The organism is Streptomyces malaysiense (genome assembly GCF_000980885.2).
Taxonomy (GTDB): Bacteria; Actinomycetota; Actinomycetes; order Streptomycetales; family Streptomycetaceae; genus Streptomyces; species Streptomyces malaysiense.
The window spans coordinates 49,560-74,060 of record NZ_LBDA02000032.1; the positions used below are offsets into that span (position 1 = coordinate 49,560).

Genomic DNA, 24,501 nt, shown 5'->3' on the forward strand with positions numbered 1-24,501 from the left:
TCATTGTTCCTGCACCGCCCATTCCGCGGCGGGCTCCACCGCGGGCCGCCCGGCGCGCAGGGCCGGCTGCCCCAGCACGGCCAGCGCCAGGGCGAAGAGGCCGCCGCCGACGCCCGCCCAGGCCCCAGAGGCAGATCCGAAGGAGTCGGCCAGCCGGCCGCCCGCCGCGGTGCCGGTGGCGATACTGAGGGCACCGGCACTGGTGAGCCACGAGAATCCCTCGGACAGCGCGCCCTTGGGGCAGACCGATTCGAGAAGCGTGCTGCCCGCGATCAGCCCCGGCGAGATCGCGACCCCCGCGAGGACGGCGAGGAAGCCCATCGCGAGGGAGGAGGTGGCGAAGGCGAGGGGAAGCACCCCGAGCGTGAGCACGCCGCACGTGACCGTCAGCAGACGGGCCTGGGACAGCCGCCAGTTGACGGCGCCGTAGACGGCGCCCGCGATCAGGCTGCCCACCGAGATCAGGGCCAGGAACACCCCGCCGAGTCCCGCCGCGTGCCGCTCCTGGGCGAACGCGATCATCGTGACGTCGACCGCGCCGAACTGGAAGCCCATCCCGGCGTAGCAGAGCATCAGGATCCACACGCCGGGCACCTTGATGGCGCGCCCGGTGGCACGTCCCGTCGCCCCCTGCGGGGCCGGCTCGGAGCGCCGGTGCAGGGCGACGGCCACGGACCCGGCCAGCGTCAGCAACCCGCAGGCGACCAGCCCGGCGGCCGGGTGCACGGCCGACGCCAGGACGGTGACCACGAGCGGGCCGAGCAGGAAGATCGTGTCGTCCAGGACGGACTCCATGGCGTACGCCGTGCGCAGCACGTCCGCCTCGACCATCGCCGCCCAGCGCGCCCGCATGAACGAGGTGAACGACACCGAGGTGCAGCCGGTGGCCACCGCCGCCAGGATCATCACCACCAGCGGTGCCTTCAGCGTGATCGCGAGGAGCAGCAGCGTCATGCCTCCGACGTGCGTGACACCGGCGGTCAGCAGCACCCGGCGCTGGCTGACCCGGTCGGCGGTGCGCCCGAGCATCGGGCTGACCACGCCCTGGGCCAGCAGCATGGCGGCCGCCACCGTGCCCGCCTCGGTCATCGAGCCGGTCATCGCGGAGATGAGCATCAGGATGCTGATGGAGCGCATCGCGATCGGGGCCCGGCCGACCACGCCCCACAGGGCCAGTGGCGCGGCGCCGGGTGACCTCAGCAGTCTCAGATAGGAACCGAACCCCGAATGCGACCCCGAAACCGCTGCGGACACAGCACTCCTGTCGGCATGGAATAGGCCATGTAGAAAGATCTGGCAAATTCGGGCAGGAAACTCGGTTCCGCCACATGTCGGGAAACTAAAAGCTTCCCCGCCGACCGTGCCGATCTGGTGCGCCCCCGCCCGCTGCCGTGCCGTGGTGATAGTAGGGTGATCACCACGGGGTGTCAACGGCTTATGTTCGTGGCCCGAGTTGGGAAATATGGCTCCGGTTCCGGGACGCGGATCCGGCTGTTCCGGACTTCCTGTGCGACGGTGATTTATTTCCCCATACGATGACGGTCGGCCGCAGGTGAACGGGCGGTCCCGACCGAATCGACGCAGGAGGAAAACGTGACCGAGCGGACGTCCCGCGCACCAGTCGAACAGCGGAAGAACGGCCTCGACCGCAGGATCAGCGACGAACTCGCCGCGAACATGAACGCGGGCTGGGACGACACCGAGCGCGACGACCTGGAGCCGATACCGCAGGCCGCCCACACCGCCCGCCGCCGCGCCGCGCTCTCCGCCCGCTTCCCCGGCGAGCGCCTGGTGATCCCGGCCGGCCGGCTCAAGGTCCGGGCCAACGACACCTACTACCGCTTCCGGCCTTCCTCCGACTACGCCTACCTCACCGGCGACCAGACCGAGAACGGCGTGCTGGTCCTGGAACCGCGCGAGGACGGCGGCCACACGGAGACCGCGTATCTGCTGCCCCGGTCCGACCGGGAGAACGGGGAGTTCTGGCTCTCCGCCCGCGGTGAACTGTGGGACGGCCGCCGCAACAGCCTCGCCGAGAACGCCCGACTCCTCGGCCTGCCCTGCGCGGACGTCCGCACCCTGCCGGACGCGCTGCGCGAGAGCACCGGGACGGTGCGGGTGCTGCGTGGCCACGACACGGTGGTCGAGGACGCCCTCACCGACAAGGTGACCGCCGAACGCGACGAGGAACTGCGGGTGTTCCTCTCCGAGATGCGCCTGATCAAGGACGACTTCGAGATCGCCGACCTGCGCTTCGCCTGCGAGGCGACCGCGCGCGGCTTCGAGGACGTCGTACGGGTCCTGGACCGCGCCCAGGCCACGTCGGAGCGCTACATCGAGGGCACGTTCTTCCTGCGTGCCCGCGTCGAGGGCAACGACGTCGGCTACGCCTCGATCTGCGCCTCCGGCCCGCACGCGACCACCATCCACTGGGTGCGCAACGACGGCCCGGTCCGCCCCGGTGACCTGCTGCTGCTCGACGCCGGCGTGGAGACGCGGGACCTCTACACGGCCGACATCACCCGGACCCTGCCGGTCAGCGGCCGCTTCACACCGCTCCAGCGCAAGATCTACGACGCGGTGTACCAGGCCCAGGAGGCCGGTATCGCGGTGGTCCGGCCCGGTGCCGGGTACCGCGAGTACCACCTGGAGGCACAGCGTGTGCTCGCCGAACACCTGGTCTCCTGGGGCCTGCTGGGCGACCTGTCGGTGGACAAGGTCCTGGAACTCGGCCTCCAGCGCCGCTGGACGATGCACGGCACGGGCCACATGCTCGGCATCGACGTGCACGACTGCGCCGCGGCCCGCACCGAGACGTACGTCGAGGGCACGCTGGAGCCCGGCATGGTGCTCACCGTCGAACCGGGCCTCTACTTCCAGGCCGACGACCTGACCGTGCCGGAGGAGTACCGGGGCATCGGCGTCCGCATCGAGGACGACATCCTCGTCACGGAATCGGGCAACGAGAACCTCTCCGTCTCCCTTCCCCGCCGCTCGGAGGAGGTCGAGGCCTGGATGGCGGGGCTCGGGCACTGACCCGGGGGACGCGGCGGGCCCCCGCCCGCGCCGGGAACTGACGGGGCGGGTGCGGGCCGCCGGTCCCGAGGACCGGCGGCGCCCCGGCCCTCGGGCGCCGGGCGTCTGCCGGGCGAGGGCGCGGGTCCATGGCCCCGGCCGGGCCGCAGACCGGGCGCGATGTGCCGGCGGGCCGGCGGGAACCGTGCGATCGGGACCGGGCCGGCCCGGCGGCCGGTCGCGGGGGTCCGCCGGGCCGGGGCGCGGGCCGTTCAGCGGTCGGGCACCGGGGGCCGAACATCCGGCGGGCGCACCCCGCGCCCTCCGGCCCTCCGGCCGTGCGCGGCACCCCGGCGGACCCCCGCGCCCCGTACCCCCGACGGGCCGGTCGTCGCGGCTCGTGCCGCGCACCGCCCGCCCGCCGGGGCCCGCGCCCGCGGCCGGCCGGTCGCCATGGCCCGCGTCCCGCCCCGGCGGCGACGCCCCCGCGGCCTCAGCCGGAGTGCGCATAGTGGGCCGCCAGCGAGCGTGGCGTCTGATGGCGGTAGATGTCGGCGAGGCGGGCCGCGGGGAGGCCACAGTCGCGGAGGGCGGTGACGAGGCGGGCGGCGAGGAGGGAGTTGCCGCCGAGGTCGAAGAAGTTGTCGTCCAGGCCCGCGGCCAGCCCCGTCGCCCTGTCCCAGCAGTCCAGCACCAGGGCCTGGGCGTCGTCCACCGGACCCTCGGTGCGTCCGTGCCGGGGGGCGGGCAGGGCCGTCACGTCGAGCTTCCCGTTGGCGGTGAGCGGCATCGCGGGTAACGGGGTGAGCGTGGCCGGGCGCATGTAGTCGGGCAGGGTCGCGGCCAGCCCCCGCCGGATCTCCTCGGCGTCCCAGGGGCCCGCGTCCGGGGCGGGCACGACGTAGGCGTCCAGCCGGTCGAAGGCGGGGTCCTCCGGCACGGGCCGGCCGACCACCACCGCCGCGGCGAGCACCTCCGGCCTGGCCAGCAGTACGGCCCGGATCTCCCCCAGCTCGATCCGGTGGCCGCGGAGTTTGACCTGCTGGTCGAGACGGCCCAGGTGCTCCAGGGACCCGTCCGGCAGCATCCGGCCCCGGTCCCCGCTGAGATAGATCCGCTCCCCGCTCACCGGATCGGCGACGAAGCGCCGCGCGGTCAGCTCCGCGCGCTCGACGTAGCCGAGGGCGACCCCCGCCCCGCCCACCGCGATCTCCCCCGACGCGCCGGGGGGCAGGGGGCGTTGGCGGGCGTCGACCACCCGCACCGACCAGCCGGGCAGCGCGGGCCCCACCGACCGGGACGCGGCGGCCACCGACTCCCCGGAGATCTCCTGCGCCGTCACATGCACGGTCGTCTCGGTGATGCCGTACATGTTCACCAGCCGGCACCGGTCGGCCGGATGCACCGCGAGCCAGTGCCCCAGGGCCGCCGTGTCGAGGGTCTCGCCCCCGAACACCACCAGGCGCAGAGGGAGTTCGGTGCGTTCCCGGTGTTCCAGCTCCACCAGTCGCAGGAAACTGGAGGGCGTCTGGTTCAGCACCGTCACCCGCTGCTCGGCCAGCAGCGCGCGGAACTCGTCGGGTGCGCGCCGTACGGACTCGGGTACGACGACGAGTCGCCCGCCCGTGAGCAGGCAGCCCCAGATCTCCCACACGGAGAAGTCGAACGCCGCGGAGTGGAACCAGGTCCACACGTCCCCGGTGCCGAACCCGAAGGACGGGGTGGTCGCCGCCACCAGGCTGAGCACGCTCCGGTGCGCGACCTCGACGCCCTTGGGCCGGCCGGTCGAGCCGGAGGTGAAGATGACGTACGCGGGGTCCCCGGCACCGCCGGTCACCGGGTCCGGCACGGGCGCCGGGGCGTCCCCGAGCCGCCGGGCGGTGACGGCGCGCAGGCCGAGGCGCGCCGCCCGCCCTGAGTCCTCGGTGACGACGAGCGCGAGGCCGCAGTCCGCCGCCATGAACGCCAGCCGCTCGTCCGGCACTTGCGAGTCGATCGGGACGTACGCCGCGCCGGTCCTCAGGACGGCCAGCAGCGCGGCGACCGTCGCCGCCGAGCGGTCGAGCAGCACGCCCACCCGGCTGCCCCGCACCGCACCGGCCGCCCGCAGCCGGCCACCGATCTCGTCGGCCCACGCGTCCAGTTCCCGGTAGCGGATGTGCGAGCCGGCGTCCGTCACCGCCACGGCGTCGGGAGCGCGCCGGGCCTGCGCGCCGAACGCGGCGTGGATGCCCTCGGGGAGATCCGTGGAAAGCTCCGCACCCCGGCCCAGCGCGACGGACTCCCGCTCGTCGTCCGGCGTCTGGAGAGGCATCTCCGCGAGTGTCCGGTGCTGCCAGGCCGGGTGGGTGAGCAACTCCCGCAGCCGGCTCACGCCGGCGCCCAGCCGCTGCGTCAGCCACTGCGGTACGGCACCCGGACCCGCGCTCACCGCCGTCCGGCCGCCCTCGGGTTCCCGCGTCACCACGAGGGACGGGCAGGCCGCGTCGTCCCCCGCGGCCTCCACCAGCAGCCGGGCGGGGACGTCGGCGCCCGCCGGTGCCGTGACCTTCTCGTAGTGCCGCAGCAGCGCCTCCCGGTACCCGGCGGCGGTGGTCCCCTCCGCCGCCCGGACGTCCACCGCCTGGTAGTCGCCGAGGCTCACCCGGACCTCGACGTCCCGCTGTCCGGCGAACCGGGAGACCGCGAGCACGGCGGCCGCCAGTAGGTCCCGCGCCGGATCGACGGGGGCGCCGGCCCCGGCGTTCGACGACTGCTGTGCACGCATCCGCTCCAACTCCCAACGTCTTCCGGCTCGTGTCGTCCGCGCGGCGGGGCCGCGCTGCCTGGATCAGGCGCTGCCGCCGAGTTCCTTCTCCATGCGGGCCATCAGCGGGCCCCACTGCTCGGTCAGATACATGTGACCGCCGGGCAGTTCGAAGCCGCCGAACCGGGACGCCGTGAAGTCCCGCCAGCGGACCGTCGCTTCGGCGCTCACCAGCGCGTCGTGCCCGCCGCGCACGGTGACGACGGAGCACGAGCCGAGGGGACCCGCGGCAGGCTCGTACGACTCGTGCGCCCGCACGTCCGCGCGCAGGGCGGGCAGGATCAGCTCGCGCAGCTCGGGGTCCTCGGGGATGGCCCCCGACTTCCCGGCGTTCAGGCCGACCTGGTGCAGGAGGTCCTCGTCGGGCAGACCGGCCGCACGGCTCCAGGGGATCTCGCCGGGTGCGGCGGAGCCGCTGGCGAAGAGGACCGACTCCACCGTCGGGTCGTCGAGTTCCAGGAGCCGGGCCAGCTCGTGGGCGACGATCGCGCCGAAGCAGTGCCCGAAGAGGGTGATCCGGCGCCGCCCGGCCACCGCCGCGCGCACGGCGGGAAGCACGGCGCGGGCGAGCCCCGGAATGCTGTCGACGGGGTCTTCGAAGAGCAGCTTCTCCTTTCCCGGGAGATCGACCGGCACCACGTCGAAGACGGACGAGGCGCCGATCCAGGGCGCGAAGAAACTGGGGCCGCCGCCGGCCGCCGGAAAGCAGAGCAGGATCTCCGAACGGGAACCGTCCATGCGTGATCAACCTTCCGAAGGGCTGAACGTGTCCAAGTAGAGCCGCAATTCGGCTTTCAGCGCGGCGATGATGTTCTCCTCGCGGCGGAATCCATGTCCCTCGCCCGCGAAAAGGAGATGGGTGTGCACCAGGTCCGGGTTCTTCAGACGGGCCAGGAACCGGTCGCACTGGTCCGCGGGGCAGACCGGGTCCTCGGCCCCGTGGAAGAGCGCGAACGGCGTGGTGACGCGTTCGGCGTGATGGATGGGGGAGCGCTCGGCGAAGCGTTCCGGCACCTCGTCCGGGCGGCCGATCAGCCCCTCCACGTACCGCGATTCGAAGTCGTGTGTCCCGCCGGTGACCGTGGCCGCCGCGTCGAGCAGCGGGAAGTGGATCGCCGCACACGCGTAGCGGCCCCCGGCCTGCGGGGAGGTGAGGGACGCCGCGGCGGTCCAGCCCCCGGCGCTGCCGCCGCGGATCGCCACCCGCGCCGGGTCGGCGACACCCTCCGCGACGAGCGCCGCGACGACGTCCGCGCAGTCCCGCACGTCGCCGACCCCCCACTGGTCCCGGAGCCGTTCCCGATAGGCGCGGCCGTACCCGGTGGAGCCGCTGTGGTCGACGGCCACGACACCGATGCCCCGTGAGGCGAAGTAGGCGATCTGCGGATCGAGTGCCTTCGGCGTCCGGGCGGTCGGGCCGCCGTGCACCCACACCACGAACGGCGTCCTCTCGCCCGCCGGTCCGGTGAAACGAGGGTTGCGGGGGCGGTAGAGGCACGCCTGGATGTCGCGTCCGTCGGCGCCCTCGAAGGTGCGCGGCTCGGGCAGCGGGCAGTAGTCCGGGTCGAGCGAGTCGCCCCGCGAGCCGGCGATCGCCCGCGCGGCCCGGGTACCGGCCGAGGTCTCCACGATCTCGTAGCCGGACGCCGGTCCCGCCGCCACCCCGACGACGCGGTCCCCGCGCACCGCCAGGGTCGGCGCCCACTCGGTCCAGGGGCCCGCGACGTCCGTCAGCGCGCCCGTCGCCGGATCGAGGATGCCGAGGGCGAGCCGGCCGTGTCCGTGCAGGACGGCGATCCGGCCGTCGGGCAGCACCCGGAACCATTCCATGCCGACCTGCCACATCGCCCCGGCGAACTCCTCGCGCGCGGGGTGCAGAGCGGTCGCGTGCCCGGTCTCGGCGTCCACGCGGTACAGGTTCCACCAGCCGCTGCGGTCGCTGGTGACGATCAGTTCGCCGGGGGAGTACCACTCGACCTGGGCGACGGACTCGCGCGCCGGGGCCGTACCCTCCTCCCCGTCCGGGACGAGCGTCAGCGTCCGCTGCCCGTGCAGGTCACCGTCGGCGCCGATCCGCGCGAGGTGCAACCGCGTCGCGTCCCACGGCATGTCCGGGTGGTCCCACGACAGCCAGGCGGCCCGCTCGCCGTCCGGCGACAGCACCACCGAGGTGAGGAACCGCGGCCCGTCGCCGGTCAGTTCCCTGATCCTGCCGCGATCCCCGGCGGCCGATCCGTCCAGGGGCACGGCGGCCAGGACGCGCCGGACGTCGCCCGGCCGCGGTCCCGTGTGCTCCTCCAGCACGCACCAGACCTCGTCGCCGGCGGGTGCGACCCGCGGTGCGCACCAGCGCAGCCGGCGCCCCTCGCCCGCCGCCGGGGGCGTCAGCGCGCGGGGCGCCGCGTCCTCCTCCGGGGCGTACGCGTACAGTCGCTGATCGGAGTGGTGCGTGAACACCACGAGCGGGCCCCGGGCGGTGCGCTCGTGGCCGGTCCAGGGCCGGCCGCCGTACTCGTGCACGCTGTTGCGGACGTTCCAGGGCGCGGGGAGCACGTCGTGCCGCTCGCCGTCGCGCAGGCACAGCAGGGCCTGCCGGCCGCCCTCGCCCGGCCGCAGTTCGGTCCACCACACCTCGTCCCCCACGCAACCGAGCCATTCGGCCCGGCCGGGGTGCGAGGCGGCCGCCTTCTCGGTGACGGGGGAGGACCAGGTCCCGTAGGGGGCCGGGCGCGGGGGGCTGATCATGGTGAACCCTTCGTCGGCGGTCGCGAAGTCAGCCTTCGAACCAGATGGCGCTGCGGTCATGGAATTCCTGGTCGCGATCGTGGCAGCAGACGTCCTTCTTCCGCGCCAGCAGATGGGTGCCCGCCCGGGGGTCGTCGCTGTCGTGCAGCCCGCAGGAAGCGAGCAGTTCCCGGATCTCCCCGCATCGCTCCGGCCCCGCGAGGAGGACGGCGCCGTGCGGGACGATCAGGCCGGAAAGCGAGCCGATCAGCCGGGCGGCGGGCACCCCGTCCAACTCGGGGCAGGCCGGTCCGACGTAGGCGCCGGGGAAGCGCCGGTGGCCGCCGAGGCCCGCCGCGTCCGCGCGGAGCACGTCGCCCGCGCTCACCGCGAGCACGGCGATCTCGCGCCGGGCGAGCGCCGCGCCGAGTGTCTCCTCCACCTCGCCGACCGCCGGCACACAGGGGGCGATGCCCGGGTTTGCCTGGGCGGACATCGAGGCGAAGAGGGCGAACTTGTGGAAGGCGAGGGCGAGGGGGCCGGCCCCCGGAGCGGGCGCGGACTCAGTCTGCTGAGGGTTCACCGATCTCCTTCAGGAAGTCCAGGATCGCGGCGGCGATCCCGGCGGAGTGGCCGGTCGGCACGTGCGCCGCGCCGCCGATCTCCAGGTAGCGCGCGTCCGGAACGGTCTCGACGGCGCGCCGGAGCAGCGCCGGCGGGAACATGCGGTCCCATTCGGAGGCGACCACCAGGGCCGGAACGGACAGACCGGCGAGTTCGGTCAGATGATCCTCGCGGGCCCATTCCAGGGTCGCCGCGGTCTGCCCGACCACCCCGGCACCGGCCGGACCCGCGATGATCTCGGCGGTCAGTTCCCGCGCCTCGGCCACCGCGCCCGCGTCGTGCCACCGCGTCGGCGGGACCAGGCCGTCCGCCGCCAGCCAGCGCAGCGCGGCCGGGGGCGGGGCGTCCAGCGCGTACAGCTCGGCCGTGGCTTCGAGGACCGGTACGGCGGCGGGGGAGAGGTCGCCGCAGCCCTGGAGGAAGGTGACGGAGCGGACCAGATCGGGTCTGCGCAGGGCCACCGCCTGGGCGACGAGGCCGCCGAGCGACGACCCGATCATATGAAAGGGGCCCAGGCCGAGGTGCTCCATCAGGCCGACGGTGTCCGCGACCAGGTCCTCCATCTTGTACGGGGCGGGAGGCACCGCGGAGGGCGGCATGCCCCGGTTGTCGAAGACGACGGTGCGGTAGCCGGCCGCCAGCAGCGCGGGCACGGTCTGCATCTCCCAGACGACCGAGGACTGACCGGATCCGGCGACATGGAGCACCGGGGCGCCCCGGTCGCCGTCGACCGCGTACGAGAGATCCGTTCCGTTGATCCTGGCAAGTGGCACGGCGGCGAACTCCCTGGGGCTGGAAGGAGGGGGCGGTACGGCACACGGGCGCGCGGCCGGTCACACGGCGGCCGGACCGGGCGCCGGACCGGAGTTCCGGGCGAGGGTGCGCAGCAGGCCGGACAGGGTCGGAGCGCGCAGGAAGTCCCGCAGTCCCAGCTCGACGCCCAACTCCCTTCTGAGCAGCCCGACCAGACGCACCGCTCGGGTCGAGTTGCCGCCCACGTCGAAGAAGTTGTCGTCGTCGCCCACCTCGTCCCGCTCCAGGACCTGGCACAGGAAGCGGGCCACCGCGGGCCGCCGTTCGTCCTGTCCGGCCGGGACGGCGGGCCCGGCGTCGGGCACCCGGCCCAGTCCGGCGAGCCGGGCGCGGTCGGTCTTGCCGTTGGCGGTCACCGGGATTTCGTCCACGACCGCCCACAGCCCCGGCACCATGTACGCGGGCAGCCGCTGGTCGAGGAACGCGGCGAGTTCGGCGGTCGAGGGGGCCGAGGCGGTGTCCGAGGGGACGCAGACGGCGAGCAGCCGCTTGCTGACGCCACCGTCGTCGTCGACCACCACGGCGGCGTCCCGCAGCCCGGGGTGCTCGCGCAGCGCGGCCGCGATCTCGCCGGGTTCGATCCGGAAGCCGCGGATCTTGACCTGGTCGTCCACCCGGCCGAGAAACCGTACCCGGTCCCGCGCGTCCAGCCGGACCAAGTCCCCTGTTCTGTACAGGCGTTCGGGTACGTCCACGGAGAAGTGCGCGAACCGCTCCGCGGTCCCGGCGGGGTCGCCCGCGTAGTCCAGGGCGAGCCCGTCCCCGGCGACGTACAGTTCGCCCGCGGCGCCGGGCGGCAGCAGCCGGCCCCGCTCGTCCAGGATGTGCGCCCGCGACCGGGGTACCGGGACGCCGATCGGCAGCGGGTCCTCGACGTCCTCGGCGCGGCCGACGGTGTGCACGGTGGAGAAGGTGGTGTTCTCCGTCGGGCCGTACCCGTTGGTGACGAGCAGATGCGGGTGGCGTTCGAGCAGGGCGGCCACCTGGCGGGCCGGCACCACGTCCCCGCCGGTCAGCACGTGCCGCACGCCGGTGAACCCGTCCGGGGCGAAGTCCGCCACCAGCCGGAACAGGCCCGAGGTCAGCCAGCACACCGTCACCCCGCGCCGCTGCAGGAAGCCGCCGATCCCGGCCGGCGTGGGCAGTCCGGCGGGCAGGACCTCGATCGCCGCGCCGGACAGCAGCGGGCCCCAGATCTCCAGGGTCGACGCGTCGAAGCCGAGCGGCGCGAGGCGGAGCATCCGCTCACCGGGACCGAGCCGGAGGTAGCCGGCGTCGTGCACCAGCCGGGTGACCGCCCGGTGCGGCACCCGCACCCCCTTGGGCGTTCCGGTGGAGCCCGAGGTGAACGCGAGATACGCGACCCGTCCGGGATCTCCCTCACCGGTCGGCCGTAGGACACCCGCGCCGGTGCCGGCCGGCCAGGGCGCCACCAGCGGCAGTCCGATCTCGCCCAGCCGCCCCGCGCCGGTGCCCGGCCGGGCCACCATGGCCGCGGGCTTGACACGGTCGAGCATCTGGTCGACGCGGCTCGCGGGCAGGGCGGGGTCCATCCCCAGATAGGAGGCCCCGGCCCACAGGGCGCCCAGGACGGCCACGATCTCGGCGACCGACCGTTCGACGGCAATCACCACGGTGTCCCCGGGCCGGACCCCGGCCTCGTGCAGCCGCGCGGCCTGCCGTGCCGCCTCGGCGGCCAACTCCGCGTAGGTGAGCGACTGTTCACCCTCGCGTACGGCTGTCGCGGACGGCCGGCGTTCGACCTGGTCCAGGAACAACTCCTCGACCGTGAGCGCCGGACAGGGCTGCTCGGTCCGGTTCAGCCGGTCGAGCCGGGCGCGTTGCGACGCGGACACCGCCCGTACGTCTTCGAGGACCTCCTGCGCCGGATCGAGCGCCAGCCGTACGACGGCCTCCGCGAAGCCGGAGAGGAACGCCTCCGCCTCCGCCGGGAGCAGAGCCGCGGTCGCGTACTCCAGGCTGCCCGCGAACGACGGATCGCTGTCGCTCACGAACAGGGTCGCGTCGAACTGCGAGCCTCCGCCGTGCAGTTCCTCGATCCGGACGGCCAGCTCCCGGGTGGTGAGGTGCCTGGGCACCAGCTGGTCGTGCATGCCGAAGCAGAACTGCACCAGCGGATGGCGGCTGGTGCTGCCGCCCATGCCCAGCCGGGTCACCAGTGCGTCGATGGGCAGCGAGCCGTGTTCCAGGCTGAGCGCCAGGGAGCGCTGCACCGCGCGCAGGTAGTCGCCGATGCCGCGGTCGTCGTCGATGTCGATCCTGACCGGCACCAGATTGCCCGTCACCGCGACCAGCTCGCGCAGCTCGGGGGTGGTGCGCCCCGCCAGAGGCACGCCGATCAGCAGCCGGCGGGCGCCGGTGTGGCGGCCGAGGGCGAGGGCGTAGCCACCGAGCAGGAGGGCGAAGGGGGTGACACCGCACTCCCGGGCGCGTGCGGTGATCCCGGCCGAGGTCTCGGCGCCGAGGTCGAAGGGGGTACGGGTGCCCGACGGATCCTGGAGCGCGGGACGCCGCAGATCGCTCGGCAGCTCCAGCACGGCGGGCGCGCCGCCGAGATGACCTTCCCAGAACGCGCCCTCCCGGTCCCAGGCTCCGCTGCCGGACAGCTCCTCCTGGTGGTCCAGCAGACACTGGAAACCGGGCGCGGGCGCGAGCGGACGGCCCGGGTGGTCGTAGGCGTCGAAGAGCTCCCGCAGCAGCAGGCCGACCGACCAGCCGTCGAGCAGCAGGTGATGGGCGATCAGGACGACGGCGTGCCGGGCGTTCGCGTCGGACGCGTGGAGGAAGCGCACCGGGGGAGCGTCGGCGAGGCCGAAGACCACCCGGCCCTCCCGGGTCGCCGCCGCTCGCACGAAGGGCCCGAAGTCGCCGTCGCTCTCCGCGTCGTAGGCCAACTCCTCGACCGGCACGGTGAATTCGTCGTCCACCTGCCGGTCGACCCGGCCGTCCACCTCCACGAAGCGGGTGCGCAGGTTCTCGTGCCGGCGCCCCACCGAGGCCACCGCCCCGGCGAGCAGGTCCCGTCGCAGCGGTCCCTCGGCGAAGGCGACGAAGACCAGGTTGTACGGCGAGCCGCCGACCGCCCGCTCGGTGAGCCACATGCCCTGCTGCGCGTGCGACAACTGGCCCTCGGAGCCGACCGGCTCGGGAGCGGGACGGCGCGTTACGGGTCTCGGCCCCGACGCCGGCTCCGCCTCGTCGAGGACGGCGCGCAACGGCTCGTCCGCCAGCAGTCGCCCGAGGGGAACGGCGACGCCGAGCCGCTCCGCGGCGAGCGAGACCAGGTGCATCGCCCGCAGCGAGTCACCGCCCAGCCGCACAAAGCTCAGTTCGGTGAGCGCGGCCGTGTCCGCCTCCCCGGGGAGTACCGAAAGCGCGAGTTCCTCAAGGAGGTGAGCCATCCTGCTACTCCTTAGGGCGTTCAGATGCTCAAGTGGGCAGGAATAAATGTTTTGACAAATCCCGAGTGGCCGCACGCACGAGGGCAGGCCGTACCGGCGGAGGTAAGAGGAGATTAGTGGCAGATGGTCCGGGAGCTAATCACGGACCGTTGCGGGGAGTCAACAGCCGCCGAGTCAATAGCCCGAGGTGACTTCCGTCCGAGGCGAAGTCGACATAACGGGAAATCGGGACATCTCCGCGAGTGTGTGATTCGCCGAAGATCCTCTTGCCTCGCTCTCGGCGGTGTGTTTGACTGCATCGATCATTCGGGCCGGTGTCTGTGACAGATCTGTGCGCGACGGGGGATCTACTCATGCCTCATGTTCGGCATCCTGATGAGCCAGAAACGACGAAAGCCGCGTTAGCGATCGAAGTGGAGCCGGGCATTCCTGGCTCCTGGGACGACATTGTCGCCGCTACTCCCGCACCCGTCCCCGCCACCACGACGGACCGTTGGCTGCGTCTCGCGCCGAAGCGTCTGCCGGGAGAACGAGTCACCATCTTTCTGCGTAGGGCGACGGGTGAGCCCGAATTAGCGCTCCATGGCTCGGTCATGACGGGTCCCTCACCGAATACCCGCATCGATCCGTATTCGATATTCTCCGGGGCCTCGGCCTATCAGGGGCTCGCCACCGACGGCCCCCACCCGTGGCGGGACCTCGCACCCGAGGACGTCTATCCCTGCCTGCTGGTGCTGATGCCGCACTACGAGGCGCTTCCGGTGGGCGGGCTCGCGAAGGACGAGGTGGCCTGCGCCGTCCTGCTGGAGCGGCTGCGGCGATGGGCCGGCGAGCAGGGACTGCGCGGCATCGCCTTCGAGTACCTCACGCCGGAGGCCGCGCCGCTCACGAACGCCCTGCGCGCGGCGGACTGGCCGGTCGTGGAGTTCGCGGCCCGCTGCGACCTCCATGTCACCTGGTCCGACTTCGCCGGCTACATGGACACCCTGTCCTCGCGCCGCCGGGTGCGCGTGCGCCGTGAGCTGCGCGCCCTCCAGGAGGCCGAGGTGCGGGTGGCCACCCGCACCCTGCGGGACGACGAGCCGGAGCTGGTCGAGCTGCGCTGCCGGCTGGTCGTCAAGTACGGGGGGAGTGCCGACCCCGCCAAAGAGGCGTCGATGATCCGCCGGCTGCGGTCCTGCTTCGACGACGACGAGATCACCGTCGTCACGGCCGAACGCCAGGGAAAGACCCTGGGATTCGGCGTCTTCGTCCAGGACGGCGAAACATGGATGCCCACGCTCGCCGGCGCCGACTACACCGACCCGAACTCCCGGCTCACCTATTTCGCCACGCTGTTCTACAAGCCCATCGAGCTGGCACCCGAGCGGGGCGTCCGGATCATTCCCTACGGCCTCGGTTCCTGGGAGGCCAAGCAACTCCGAGGATGCGTCGCCGCCCCTTTGTACGGCGCCGCTCTGCGCCTTGACGGGCACTTTTAGGGTTCCTCGACTCGTATATACAGGGAAAGGCCCCATGACAATCGAAGACGAACGGGCCATTCAAGAAGGACAGTCTTTCGACGAATCGGTCTGGCAAACTCACGCGTTCTGCCTGATCAGTCCGGACAGTCTGCGTGAACAGCGAGTCGGCGCCGTACTCGGTCATCTCGCGGTCGCGGGATTCAAGCCGGTCGGATGGCGTGCGGTGCGAGTGACCGCCCAGCAGATCGACGCCATTGCCGAGATTCAGAACGTCGGTGCCGGAAGCACTTTCCGCTATCGGGCCCTCGACGCCCTCTTCTCACTCGGACCGTCGGTGGCCCTGCGGCTGCGCGACGAAGTGTCCCGCGGTGCGGACGAACGGTACGCCGTTCTCCACGAGATCAAAGGCGGCACGCCGCCCAGAACGCGTCCCGGCTCGATCCGGCACGAGGTCGGCTCGGTGAACGCCATTCTGAGCCTGCTCCATCTGTCGGACAGCCCCGCGAACGCCGCCCGGGAATCGGCCGCGATACTCGGCCCCGAACCGCTCGCGGCATTCCACGACGCCGGGACGTTCGACGGCTACCTCTCGGTGCTCGCCCGGACCCAGCCCGAGGAGTCCCGCGACCACGTCGCCGTCCTCGGCGCGCTGCGCGGCCGTATCGTCTCCGCGCTGTGGACCGATCTCAGCGACGAAGGACGGGCCCTCGCCGAGCGGTTGACCGCCCGCGGCGAACTCGCCCGCCCGGACGCCGGCCGCCGGCTCGCCGGCCTGGTCCGCCCGGAGGCCGCCGGGCACCCGTTGCTAGCCGTCCTCGCGCACCCCTTCGACCCGAGCGCGGCCCCCTGGGACCTGGCCGAGGTGGACCTCGTGCTCCGGCGCCACGGCTGCGCGTGCGACTCCTGGGAGACCGCGGTCCTGACCACCTCGCAGTACTTCGAGCCCGTCCTCACCACGAAAGGCGCGCATGGACACGCAGACCGCGATCATGACCTTGGGACGGACTGAGCCGCCGTCCCCGACCGTCGCCACCGCGCTGAACACGCTGGACGGCCAGATCTCCGCCGAGGATCTGTACGCGATCCTCTCCCGCTCGAAGGTCACCCGGCTCGCGCACGCCGCGCTCGCCGGCCACACCGGATCCCCCTGGGCGAACCGGCTGTACGAACTCCTCGCCGAGGAGGTCCGCCAGGACGACACCTGGCAGGCCGAAGCCGCCCCGAAGATGCGCGAAGTCGTCGACGCCGTGGCGGAGTTCGGCGGACGCATCATCAAGGGGCTGTGCGCCCAGTCGGTCTATCCCCGCCCCGGGTTGCGGCACCTGGGCGACGTCGACGTCCAGTTCCCGCAGTGGGCCGCCGCCCGGCCGCTGGTCGACTGGCTGCGCGAGCGCGACTGGGTCTACGACACCGACGAGATGCCCTGGCTCAAGTGGCACGACAACGGCGTCGTGTACGGCCAGGTCTCCCTCGTCCACCCGGACAACAAGAACCCGGACGCCCGCGTCGACCTGCACATCGGCGCCTTCTCGGTGGGCCACGCGGGACTGCTGCCGCTGGTCGGCTGGCGCGCCGGCACCGCCCTCGGGCGGCCGGCCACCGTCCCCGGTGTCGAGACCTCCGTCGCGATCACCGCCGCGCACGCCCTGTGCGACCAGATGCTGTCCGTCAAGGACGTCAACGACCTGCACGCCCTGATCAGTCACACCACCCCGGACTGGGTGTCGGTGAGCGAGCTGTGCCGCTCGGTGCGCGCCCAGGGCGCCCTCGCCCGGGTGGTCGACGCGGTCCGCCGGGCCTACCCGGAGAGCGCCGCCGTCCTGCCCCCGGACCTGGGGGAGGAGACCGGCCTGGAGCTGACCCCGCCGGGACCCGAGGCGCGGGCCGAGGCGTTCGCCGCCCTGGCCTACGAGGACGAGCGCGCCCGCGGCGCCGACGACACCGCGGCGACCGCCGTCGCGGACTCCGCGCGCCACTACTTCTCCGCCGACCTCGGCCCGCGCGTCGCGGACCCGGACGGCGCCGCCGCTCCCGGCGAGCCGGGTCGGGGCCGCTGCTGGCGGCTGGTGCCGCGCGAGGTGTGGGAGACCCTGGCCGGGGCGGCCGCCGACGGGCCGCCCGCGGAGGTGACGAGCGTCGAACTCGCCGCCGGGATGACCCTGTTCGGCGGCGCGAACGCCTGGGCCGTCCGGTACGGCCGGGACGTCCTCGTCCCCACCGTCTGGGGCGAGATCAGCCGGGAGAGCCTCGCGCTCGCCCACCGGCTCACGGCAGGACCGGCGTGATCGACCTCAGTGGATCCCCCGCGCCCTGGCCGGACGAGGCCACCCGGCTGTGGGCCGACCGGGTCGGCCGGGCGGCCCGGCAGACCGACCTGTGGACCGTACCCGCCCCGCAGGGCGACGAGGTCCTGCGGGAGACGCTCGCCGGCCAACTGGGTCTGCCCGCAGAACAGTTGACGATCACCGCCAGTCTGCGCGCGACGGCCCTCACCTACGCCCGGCGCTTCGGACACGTGGTGCTGGAGAGGCCCGGCTATCCGGGCGTCGTGCCCGTCCTCGCGAGCGCCGGAGCCCAGGTGACCCGGGCCTCCTGGGACGAACTGCTCAAGGGCGGGTTCGGCGGCGACCCCCGGGACACGGTGCTGTGGCTCACCTCGCCCGGACGCAACCCGGACGGCCGCACCCTGACCGGCCAGGAGCGCGACCGCGTGACCGAGCTGGCCGCCGAGGGCCACCGCGTCGTGGTCAACGAGACGTACGCCTGGTTCTGCGGGCACGCCGGCACCCCCGCCGGGGCCGACAGCGCCGGCACCCTGCACAAGCTGCGGGGCGTCGGCGCCCGCCTCGGCTGGATGGCCGGACCCGGCTGCTTCGAGGAGGCGTTCCCGGAGCTGCTGGGCACCCCGCCCTCGCCGGTCTGGCAGCGGGCCTGGGGACTGTTCCTCCGGGACGGCGGACTCGACCTGCTCCGGAACGGACCGCTGGCCGGAGTGGAGGCCGCCAAGGACGCGTTCAGGGAACGGCTGGCCACCGCGCACGGCATCGAGTTCCCCGCCTTCGACGGACCCAACGCGCTGATCCCGCTGGACCCGCGCGCCGGCGAGGCCCCCGCGCCCACCGCCGAGCAGCTGGAGGAGTCCGCGCTCGAAGCGTTCCACGAGGAGGGGTTCAAGGCCGTGGCCGCCCGTCACTTCGAAGCCGGCCTGCCCGCCCTGCGTGCCACGTTCTTCGGGGTCGGCGCCGCCGGGGCGGTCCGCTTCGCCGACGCGGTGGCCCGTTCACCCCGCACCGCACTCCGGCTCCGATGTCAGGGACACACATGACGAACACGACTCCAGCGCTGCCCGCGGACCTCCTCGACCGGGCGCTGCGCGACCGGGGCGTCGACCGCTTCGCGGGCGTCCCCTGCTCCTACTTCGCCGGTCTGATACCGCTGCTCCAGCAGGACGGCCGCTATGTGGCCTGCGCCAACGAGGGTGCGGCCTTCGCCACCGCCTGCGGCTTCTCCCTCGCCGGGACGCCGGGCGCCGTACTGCTCCAGAACTCGGGCCTCGGCAACCTGGTCAACCCCCTCACCTCACTGTCCGCGCCGTATGACATCGGTGTCCTGATGTTCGTCAGCCACCGGGGCGACCCGGACGGCCCGGCCGACGAGCCCCAGCACCGGCTCATGGGCGCCGCCACCGTCCCGCTGCTCGACGCGCTCCGGGTGCCGAACTGGCAGCTCTCACCGGAACCGGCCGAACTGGGCGCGACCCTCGACGCGGCCCTCGGCGCGGTCCGGACCGGACGCACCGCCGCGCTCGTCGTCCCCCGCGGTGTGATGCGGAAGCCGGCCCCCGCCGAGGAGGCCACCGAGACCTCCCGGCGACCGGGCACCCAGGACGTGGTGGCCGCGCTCGGCGCCCTGCTCCGCGACGAACTCGTCGTCTCCACAACGGGGTTCACCTCCCGCTGGCTGTTCGCGGGCGCCGACCGGCCCGGCAACTTCTACATGCAGGGCTCCATGGGCCACGCGCTCTCCCTCGGCCTCGGTCTGGCACTGGCCCGCACCGACCGGCGGGTGTTCGTGCTCGACGGCGACGGCGCCTGCCTGATGCACATGGGCGCGCTCGGCACCGTCGGCGCCCAGGCCCCCGGCAACCTCGTCCACGTCGTCCTGGACAACCAGCAGTACGAATCGACCGGCGGCCAGCCCACCGCGGGGGCCCGCACCCGCTTCGAGGACGTCGCCCGCGCGAGCGGCTACCGCTGGGGCGGCCGCGTCACCTCCCTCGGCGACCTCGAACCCGTGCTGGAGCACGTCGGTTCGCAGCCCGGACCCGCCCTGCTCGTCATCGAGACGACGGCCGGCGCGGGCGCCGCGCCCCCACGGGCGACGGCCAGCCTGGAACCCGACGCGATCCGCGCCCGCTTCATGACCGCGGCCGCCGGCTGAGCGCCGTAGCCCACCCACCACGGCACCACCGGACACCCCACCCGAAGGACCTGAGACCATGACCGTGCACGACACCGCCCTGAGGCCGACCACCGCCACCGCCATCGGCGTCGGCGTCCACGACGCGCTCACCGCGCGGATGGTGCAGAGCGCCGGCTTCGACCTGCTGTGGCTCGGCAGCCTGGAGGTCTGTTCGCGCTTCGCGATACCCGACCGCAACCTGCTCACCCCGACCGAGATGACCTCCGTCATCCGCGAGGTCCGCGCGGCCACCAGCCTGCCCGTCTTCGTCGACGCCGACAACGGCTACGGCAGCGACCTGACCGCCGCCCGCGCGATCCGCGCCTTCGAGGACGCAGGCGCCCACACCGTCGTCATCGAGGACAACGTCTTCCCCAAGCGCAACTCGCTCGCCGCCGACGAGTCCCGCGACCTCATGGACACCGAGGAGTTCGCCCGCCGCCTGGAGCGGGTGACCGCCGAGCGCAAGGACCTGCGCATCGTCGCCCGCTGCGAGGCGCTCGTGGCCGGGCTCGGCGTCGACGAGGCGGTCCGCCGCCTGCGCCGCTACGCCGAGACCGGCGTGGACGGGCTGTTCGTGCAGGTCAACAAGAAGTGCAAGGACCAGCTCTTCCCCGTCCTCGAACAGGTCCGCGGACTGCTCCCGATCACGCTCGCGCCCACCTCGCTGCCGGAGGTACCGCTGGAGACGTTCGCCGAGTACGGCGCGACGACCGTGCTCTTCGCCAACGTCGTCGTGCGCCGCATGCTGGCGACGCTCCCCACCATGCTCGGGACCCTGCGGGGCGAGTGCCTGCTCTCCGCCGTCGAGCAGGACATCGCCCCGGTGGAGCGGGTGCTGCGCATGACCGACGAGCGAGTGGGCTAGCCTCCGATGCCGGCCACAGGCATACGGATCTCCTCCCACACCCGGATCCCGGACCCGCACGGCTGGGACACCGTGGTCACCGCCGCGGGCGCACCCGTCTTCTACCGGTCCGCGCTGCTCACCTCGTACGCCGCGAGCCCGCTGCAGCCCACCCTGGACGTCCGCTACCTCACCGTCGGCTCCGGCGAGGACCTGACCGCGGTCATGCCGCTGTACCTGGTGCCGGCCCGGGACCCGTTCGGGACACGGACCGTGGAGGGCCCGCCCTGGGCGGTGAGCCACTTCTGGCACTGCTACGACACCCGGCTGCCCCTGCGCCACGCGGAGAAGGAACTGGTCGAGCCCCTGTGGGAAGCGATGCGGGCGCAGGCCCGTGAGTGGGGCGCGGCCGAGTTCGGGTTCATCAACATGGCGCTGGACTCCCCGCTCACCCCGCTCATGGAGAGCAGGGCCCGACGGGTGCCGCGCAACCACCGCTTCCGCATGCCCCTGACGGCCGTCGGCAGCTTCGCCGAGCACCTCGAACGCCTGCCCGGCCGGGTACGGCAGGACGCGCGCCGGCAGCTCCGCCTGGCGGCCAGGGCCGGGATCACCGGACACGTCTACCGCGACCCGCTGCCCGAGCGGGTCGTCGCGGACGCCTGCCGGCTCCTCAAGCTGACCGCCGACCGCTACAACCCCGGCTACTACGAACAGGGGCCGCTGGCCGCGCTGTTGACCAACGTCGGCGGGCCCGCGTGCGTCTTCACACTGGAGGACGCGGGGCACGTGGTCGCCGCCTCGGTGTCCTTCATGGACGGCCGGACCCTGCACAACTGGGCCATCGGCGTGGAGAGCGAGGTGCGCGGCCACTTCAGCCCGTACCTCGTGCTGCTGGACCTCTCCGTCGACTACGCGGTGTCCCAGGGCTGCGAGGTCATCGAGCTGGGCCGGACCAACCCGGTGTGGAAGCAGCGCCTCGGGGCGGAACCAGTCGAGCTCGTCTCCTGGATGTGCGACTCGGAAGATCGAAGGGATTTCTCATGACGAAGCCGGCCTCCGCGCTCGCCGATGTCTTCGACCAGGGCATACCCGTGCTCGCGGTCCTCGGCGCCAGGCGCGCCGGTCTCCTCGCGGCACTGCTCGAACGGGCCGCGACCGCCGAGGAGTTCGCGACCGACCTCAAGCTGGACCCGCTCGCCACCCGCCTCACCCTCAATGTCCTCGTGCACAGCGGCGCGGCCGTCCACGCCGACGGGCGCTACCAGGCCTCGCCCGAACTGGCCGAGCGCGCCCGCAACGCCCCCGGCGGTGTCGACCTGCACCTGAACCTCTTCGACCACCTGCCCGAACTGCTGGTCTCCGGCGAGCCGTTGCTGTCCATGGACGGCACCCTGGAGGAGCGGGGCCGCCACTACGCCCAGGTCGCCCAGGGCCTCGGGCACATGTACCCGGACGCGGCTGCCGAACTGGCAGAGGCGCTGGAGCGGGGGCCCTACGGCCTCGGCCGGGGCGCCCGCTCCGTGCTCGACCTCGGCGCCGGCTCCGGCGTGTGGAGCCTCGCCGTCGCCACCCGGATGCCCGGGGCACAGGTCACCGCGGTGGACCTGCCGCCGGTCCTCGAAGGACTGCGGCACAACGCGGCCGAGGCCGGTGTCGAGGCCCGCGTCTCCACGCTGGAGGGCAGCTACTTCGACGTCGACCTGCCCGACGCCGCCCACGACCTGGTGATCCTCGGCAACATCCTGCACCTGGAGACCGCCGGCGACGCCGAGCGCCTGGTGCACCGGGCGGCCGCCGCCGTCAAGCCCGGCGGAACCCTCGCCGTCATCGACATCCTCGGCTCCGGACCGTACGAGACGAACCCGGTGCGCGCCCAGTACGCCCTGTTCCTGGCCGCCCGTACCAGCAGCGGCGCCATGTACTCCCGGGCGGAGGTGACGGACTGGCTCGCCGAGGCCGGCCTCACCGGTACCCGTACCGTCGAACTCCCCAGCGCCCCACCGCATTTCACCTGTCTCACCGCCGCACGGCCGCTCTGACGCACCACCGCTCCGACGAACCGACCCCCCTGAGAGATCGAGTACATGACGGATCCCAAGCCCAGCATGTTCCTGCCGCTCAAACACCGGGACTTCGCCTTCCTGTGGACCGGGCAGTCCCTGAGTTCCATCGGCAACGCCATGTTCCCGATCATCCTGGCGATGGTCGTCCTGGACAGAGACGCCGGCGCCACCGGGCTCGGCGTGGTCCTCGCGGTGCAGGGCATCGCGCTGGCCGTGGGCACCGTGCTCGCGGCCTCCATCGGCGACCGCTGGCGGCGCACCCGGGTGATGATCGGCGCGGACGTGGTGCGCGCCGTCGGCGTCGCCGCCATCGCGATCGCGCCGGTGCACCTGAACACGGCCGTCTTCATGGTCCTCGTGATCGCCATCGGCATCGCCGAGGGCCTGTTCCTGCCCGCCTACAGCGCCGTGCCCCCGCGACTGCTGCCGGAGGAGGCGCTCCAGGGCGGCAACGCGCTCAGCGCCCTGTCCCAGTACGTCTCCATGGTGGCAGGACCGACCCTGGCCGGCCTCGTGATCGCCGGTGTGGGCCCGGGGCCCGCGCTGTGGATCGACGTCGGCACCTTCGCCGCCAGCCTCGCCACCCTCGTGTTCATCAAGGAGACCGACGCCGCCGACGCGCGTGACGAGTCCCCGGACGAGGAGGAGGCCGGCGGCATCGTCCGGCGCGGTCTGCGCGACTTCAACGAGGGCATCCGGGAGATCCGCTCCCGCCCCTGGGTGGGCGCCTCCATCGGCATGGCGACCGTCGTCATGACCTTCTGCGTGGCCCCCGCCTTCCTCGCCGCCCCGATCGTCGCCGAGAAGAGCCTCGGTGGATCCGCCGCCTACGGCGGTGCGTTCGCCGCCCTCGGCGTCGGCTCCATCATCGGCTCGATCGTCGGCGGAAAGATCCGCACCAGGCGTCCGGGCACCGTCGCCGTCTGCGGCATCTTCACCATCTTCGGCTCGGTCGGCTCGCTCGCCGTCCTGCCGCTGGCCGGCGTCCTCATCTGCTGGGCGATCGCCGGCGTCGGCGTCACCGTCTTCTCCATCCTGTGGATGACCGCCCTCCAGCAGGACGTTCCCGACCGGGTCCTCGGCCGTGTGATGGCCCTGGACTGGCTGGGCAGCCAGGGCCTGATGCCGCTCGGCTACGCGGCGGCCGGTGTCGTCGCCGCCAGCATCGGAACGCGCGACATGCTCATCGTCAGCGCCTTCATCGTGCTGGTCGCGGCCCCGCTGCCGCTGCTGGTGCGCGGCGGCTCGACCTTCTCCTCCCGGCCCGCGGCGGTGGAGAACGAGCCGGCCGAGACCACGGTCTGACACGGCCCGGACCGGGCCCGGCCGGACCCCGTCCGGCCCGGCCCGGCTCGAATCGACTCGGTTTGATGCCCAAGGAGGCAGCATCATGCTCGGTGCACAGATGCAGTTCGAACTCAGCAGACTGGTCGACGCGGCCTGGGCCGTCGCCGCCTACGCCGCACAGGGCCGCGACGACCTGAGCCCGCAGCAGCGCGCCGCCGTGGAGCGGGCGCTCACCCTGTCCGGGCTGCCGGTCGGCTCCCACGATCCGGAGTTCGCCGCCGCCCTGACCAGCCAGCTCGCCCAGGCCGCGGCGTTCGCCGAGGGCCCCACCAAGGGCTGGGGCGACATGCCCGACGAGGTCCTGCTCGCCCAGGGACGCGGCTCGCGCCAGGTCGCCGACTGGATCGTCGACGAGGCCGCCCCCGTCCTCGGCCTCACCGGCGTCGCCGAGCGGTCGGGCGCCGTCTTCCTCGATGTCGGCGTGGGCACCGGCCAGCTCGCGGTCCGCATCGCCGAACGCTGGCCCCGCGCCCGGGTCGTCGGCGTGGACCGGATGGAACGGGTGCTCGGCCTCGCCCGCACCGTCGTCGACGGTGCGGGCTGCGCCGACCGGGTCGAACTGCGCCACGGCGATGTCACCGACCTCGCCGACGACGCGGTCTACGACCTGGCCTGGCTGCCGCTGAGCTTCATGTCCCCCGACGCGATCCCCAAGGCGCTCGAAGCGGTGCGCCGGGTGCTGCGGCCCGGCGGCTGGGTGATCGCCACCACGTTCGCCGCCGACTCCGAACTCCCCATCGTCAACGCGATGTCCGACCTGGTCACCGCGGTCAACGGCGGCAGCTCCCTGACCCAGGAGGACCTTCTGGTGGAGATCCGCGCCGCCGGCTACGGCGAGACCGTCGCCCTGCCTTCCACCCCGCTGACCGGCGCGCTGACCGCCGCCCGCGGCTGAGCCAGCACGAGGAGAGAA

Annotated in this window: 18 protein-coding genes; 11 read left to right on the plus strand and 7 right to left on the minus strand. The window is 73.2% G+C overall.

Annotated features, from left to right (window positions below):
* Nucleotides 1-1,254, minus strand: coding sequence for an MFS transporter (locus VT52_RS14370; RefSeq protein ID WP_046426911.1), 1,254 nt, complete (start codon nt 1,252-1,254; stop codon nt 1-3).
* Nucleotides 1,255-1,593: 339 nt separating this feature from the next.
* On the opposite strand from VT52_RS14370, the gene VT52_RS14375 reads away from it, so the two are divergent.
* Nucleotides 1,594-3,036 (plus strand): aminopeptidase P family protein, encoded by a 1,443-nt coding sequence (locus VT52_RS14375; protein WP_046426913.1) that lies wholly within the window; start codon nt 1,594-1,596, stop codon nt 3,034-3,036.
* A gap of 472 nt (nt 3,037-3,508) precedes the next feature.
* Here VT52_RS14375 and VT52_RS14380 read toward each other — a convergent pair whose 3' ends face one another.
* From VT52_RS14380 to VT52_RS14405, 6 genes are all read right to left on the minus strand, one after another.
* Entirely contained in the window at nt 3,509-5,782 is a 2,274-nt protein-coding gene (locus tag VT52_RS14380; protein WP_053055688.1) for a non-ribosomal peptide synthetase, read from the minus strand.
* Between the two features lie 63 nt (nt 5,783-5,845).
* Nucleotides 5,846-6,559 (minus strand): thioesterase II family protein, encoded by a 714-nt coding sequence (locus VT52_RS14385; RefSeq protein ID WP_046426916.1) that lies wholly within the window; start codon nt 6,557-6,559, stop codon nt 5,846-5,848.
* Between the two features lie 6 nt (nt 6,560-6,565).
* Nucleotides 6,566-8,626: a S9 family peptidase gene (locus VT52_RS14390; RefSeq protein ID WP_338059190.1), complete on the minus strand. Its 2,061-nt coding sequence runs from the start codon at nt 8,624-8,626 to the stop codon at nt 6,566-6,568.
* On the minus strand, nt 8,595-9,128 hold the full coding sequence (locus VT52_RS14395; protein ID WP_046426920.1) for a hypothetical protein: 534 nt from the start codon (nt 9,126-9,128) through the stop codon (nt 8,595-8,597). The genes VT52_RS14390 and VT52_RS14395 overlap by 32 nt, the downstream gene beginning before the upstream one ends.
* The gene (locus VT52_RS14400) at nt 9,109-9,942 is read right to left on the minus strand and encodes an alpha/beta fold hydrolase (RefSeq protein WP_053055689.1); all 834 of its coding nucleotides are present in this window, start codon (nt 9,940-9,942) and stop codon (nt 9,109-9,111) included. The genes VT52_RS14395 and VT52_RS14400 overlap by 20 nt, the downstream gene beginning before the upstream one ends.
* Before the next feature lie 60 nt (nt 9,943-10,002).
* Nucleotides 10,003-13,404, minus strand: coding sequence for a non-ribosomal peptide synthetase (locus VT52_RS14405; RefSeq protein WP_046426922.1), 3,402 nt, complete (start codon nt 13,402-13,404; stop codon nt 10,003-10,005).
* Between the two features lie 593 nt (nt 13,405-13,997).
* On the opposite strand from VT52_RS14405, the gene VT52_RS14410 reads away from it, so the two are divergent.
* The 10 genes from VT52_RS14410 to VT52_RS14455 all read left to right on the plus strand — a co-directional run bounded on the left by VT52_RS14410 (nt 13,998) and on the right by VT52_RS14455 (nt 24,483).
* Nucleotides 13,998-14,885: a GNAT family N-acetyltransferase gene (locus VT52_RS14410; protein WP_046426925.1), complete on the plus strand. Its 888-nt coding sequence runs from the start codon at nt 13,998-14,000 to the stop codon at nt 14,883-14,885.
* A 34-nt stretch (nt 14,886-14,919) separates the two neighbouring features.
* Nucleotides 14,920-15,876: a nucleoside-diphosphate kinase gene (locus tag VT52_RS37560; RefSeq protein WP_079175054.1), complete on the plus strand. Its 957-nt coding sequence runs from the start codon at nt 14,920-14,922 to the stop codon at nt 15,874-15,876.
* Nucleotides 15,836-17,152 carry a nucleotidyltransferase family protein gene (locus VT52_RS14420; protein ID WP_079175049.1) on the plus strand — a complete coding sequence of 439 codons (1,317 nt, stop codon included), beginning with the start codon at nt 15,836-15,838 and terminating at the stop codon, nt 17,150-17,152. Before VT52_RS37560 ends, VT52_RS14420 begins: the two co-directional genes overlap by 41 nt.
* The gene (locus VT52_RS14425; protein ID WP_046426929.1) at nt 17,149-18,192 is read left to right on the plus strand and encodes a PLP-dependent aminotransferase family protein; all 1,044 of its coding nucleotides are present in this window, start codon (nt 17,149-17,151) and stop codon (nt 18,190-18,192) included. Before VT52_RS14420 ends, VT52_RS14425 begins: the two co-directional genes overlap by 4 nt.
* Nucleotides 18,189-19,307, plus strand: coding sequence for a phosphonopyruvate decarboxylase (gene aepY, locus VT52_RS14430; RefSeq protein ID WP_079175050.1), 1,119 nt, complete (start codon nt 18,189-18,191; stop codon nt 19,305-19,307). The genes VT52_RS14425 and aepY overlap by 4 nt, the downstream gene beginning before the upstream one ends.
* Nucleotides 19,308-19,365: 58 nt before the next feature.
* Nucleotides 19,366-20,196 carry an isocitrate lyase/PEP mutase family protein gene (locus tag VT52_RS14435; protein WP_046426931.1) on the plus strand — a complete coding sequence of 277 codons (831 nt, stop codon included), beginning with the start codon at nt 19,366-19,368 and terminating at the stop codon, nt 20,194-20,196.
* Between the two features lie 6 nt (nt 20,197-20,202).
* On the plus strand, nt 20,203-21,222 hold the full coding sequence (locus VT52_RS14440; RefSeq protein ID WP_046426934.1) for a GNAT family N-acetyltransferase: 1,020 nt from the start codon (nt 20,203-20,205) through the stop codon (nt 21,220-21,222).
* The gene (locus VT52_RS14445) at nt 21,219-22,217 is read left to right on the plus strand and encodes a class I SAM-dependent methyltransferase (RefSeq protein WP_046426936.1); all 999 of its coding nucleotides are present in this window, start codon (nt 21,219-21,221) and stop codon (nt 22,215-22,217) included. The genes VT52_RS14440 and VT52_RS14445 overlap by 4 nt, the downstream gene beginning before the upstream one ends.
* Before the next feature lie 45 nt (nt 22,218-22,262).
* Nucleotides 22,263-23,546: an MFS transporter gene (locus VT52_RS14450; RefSeq protein WP_046426938.1), complete on the plus strand. Its 1,284-nt coding sequence runs from the start codon at nt 22,263-22,265 to the stop codon at nt 23,544-23,546.
* 85 nt (nt 23,547-23,631) lie between these two features.
* A complete protein-coding gene (locus VT52_RS14455) occupies nt 23,632-24,483 on the plus strand; it encodes a class I SAM-dependent methyltransferase (protein WP_053055692.1) in 852 nt (283 codons plus the stop codon).
* Nucleotides 24,484-24,501 lie beyond the last annotated feature (18 nt).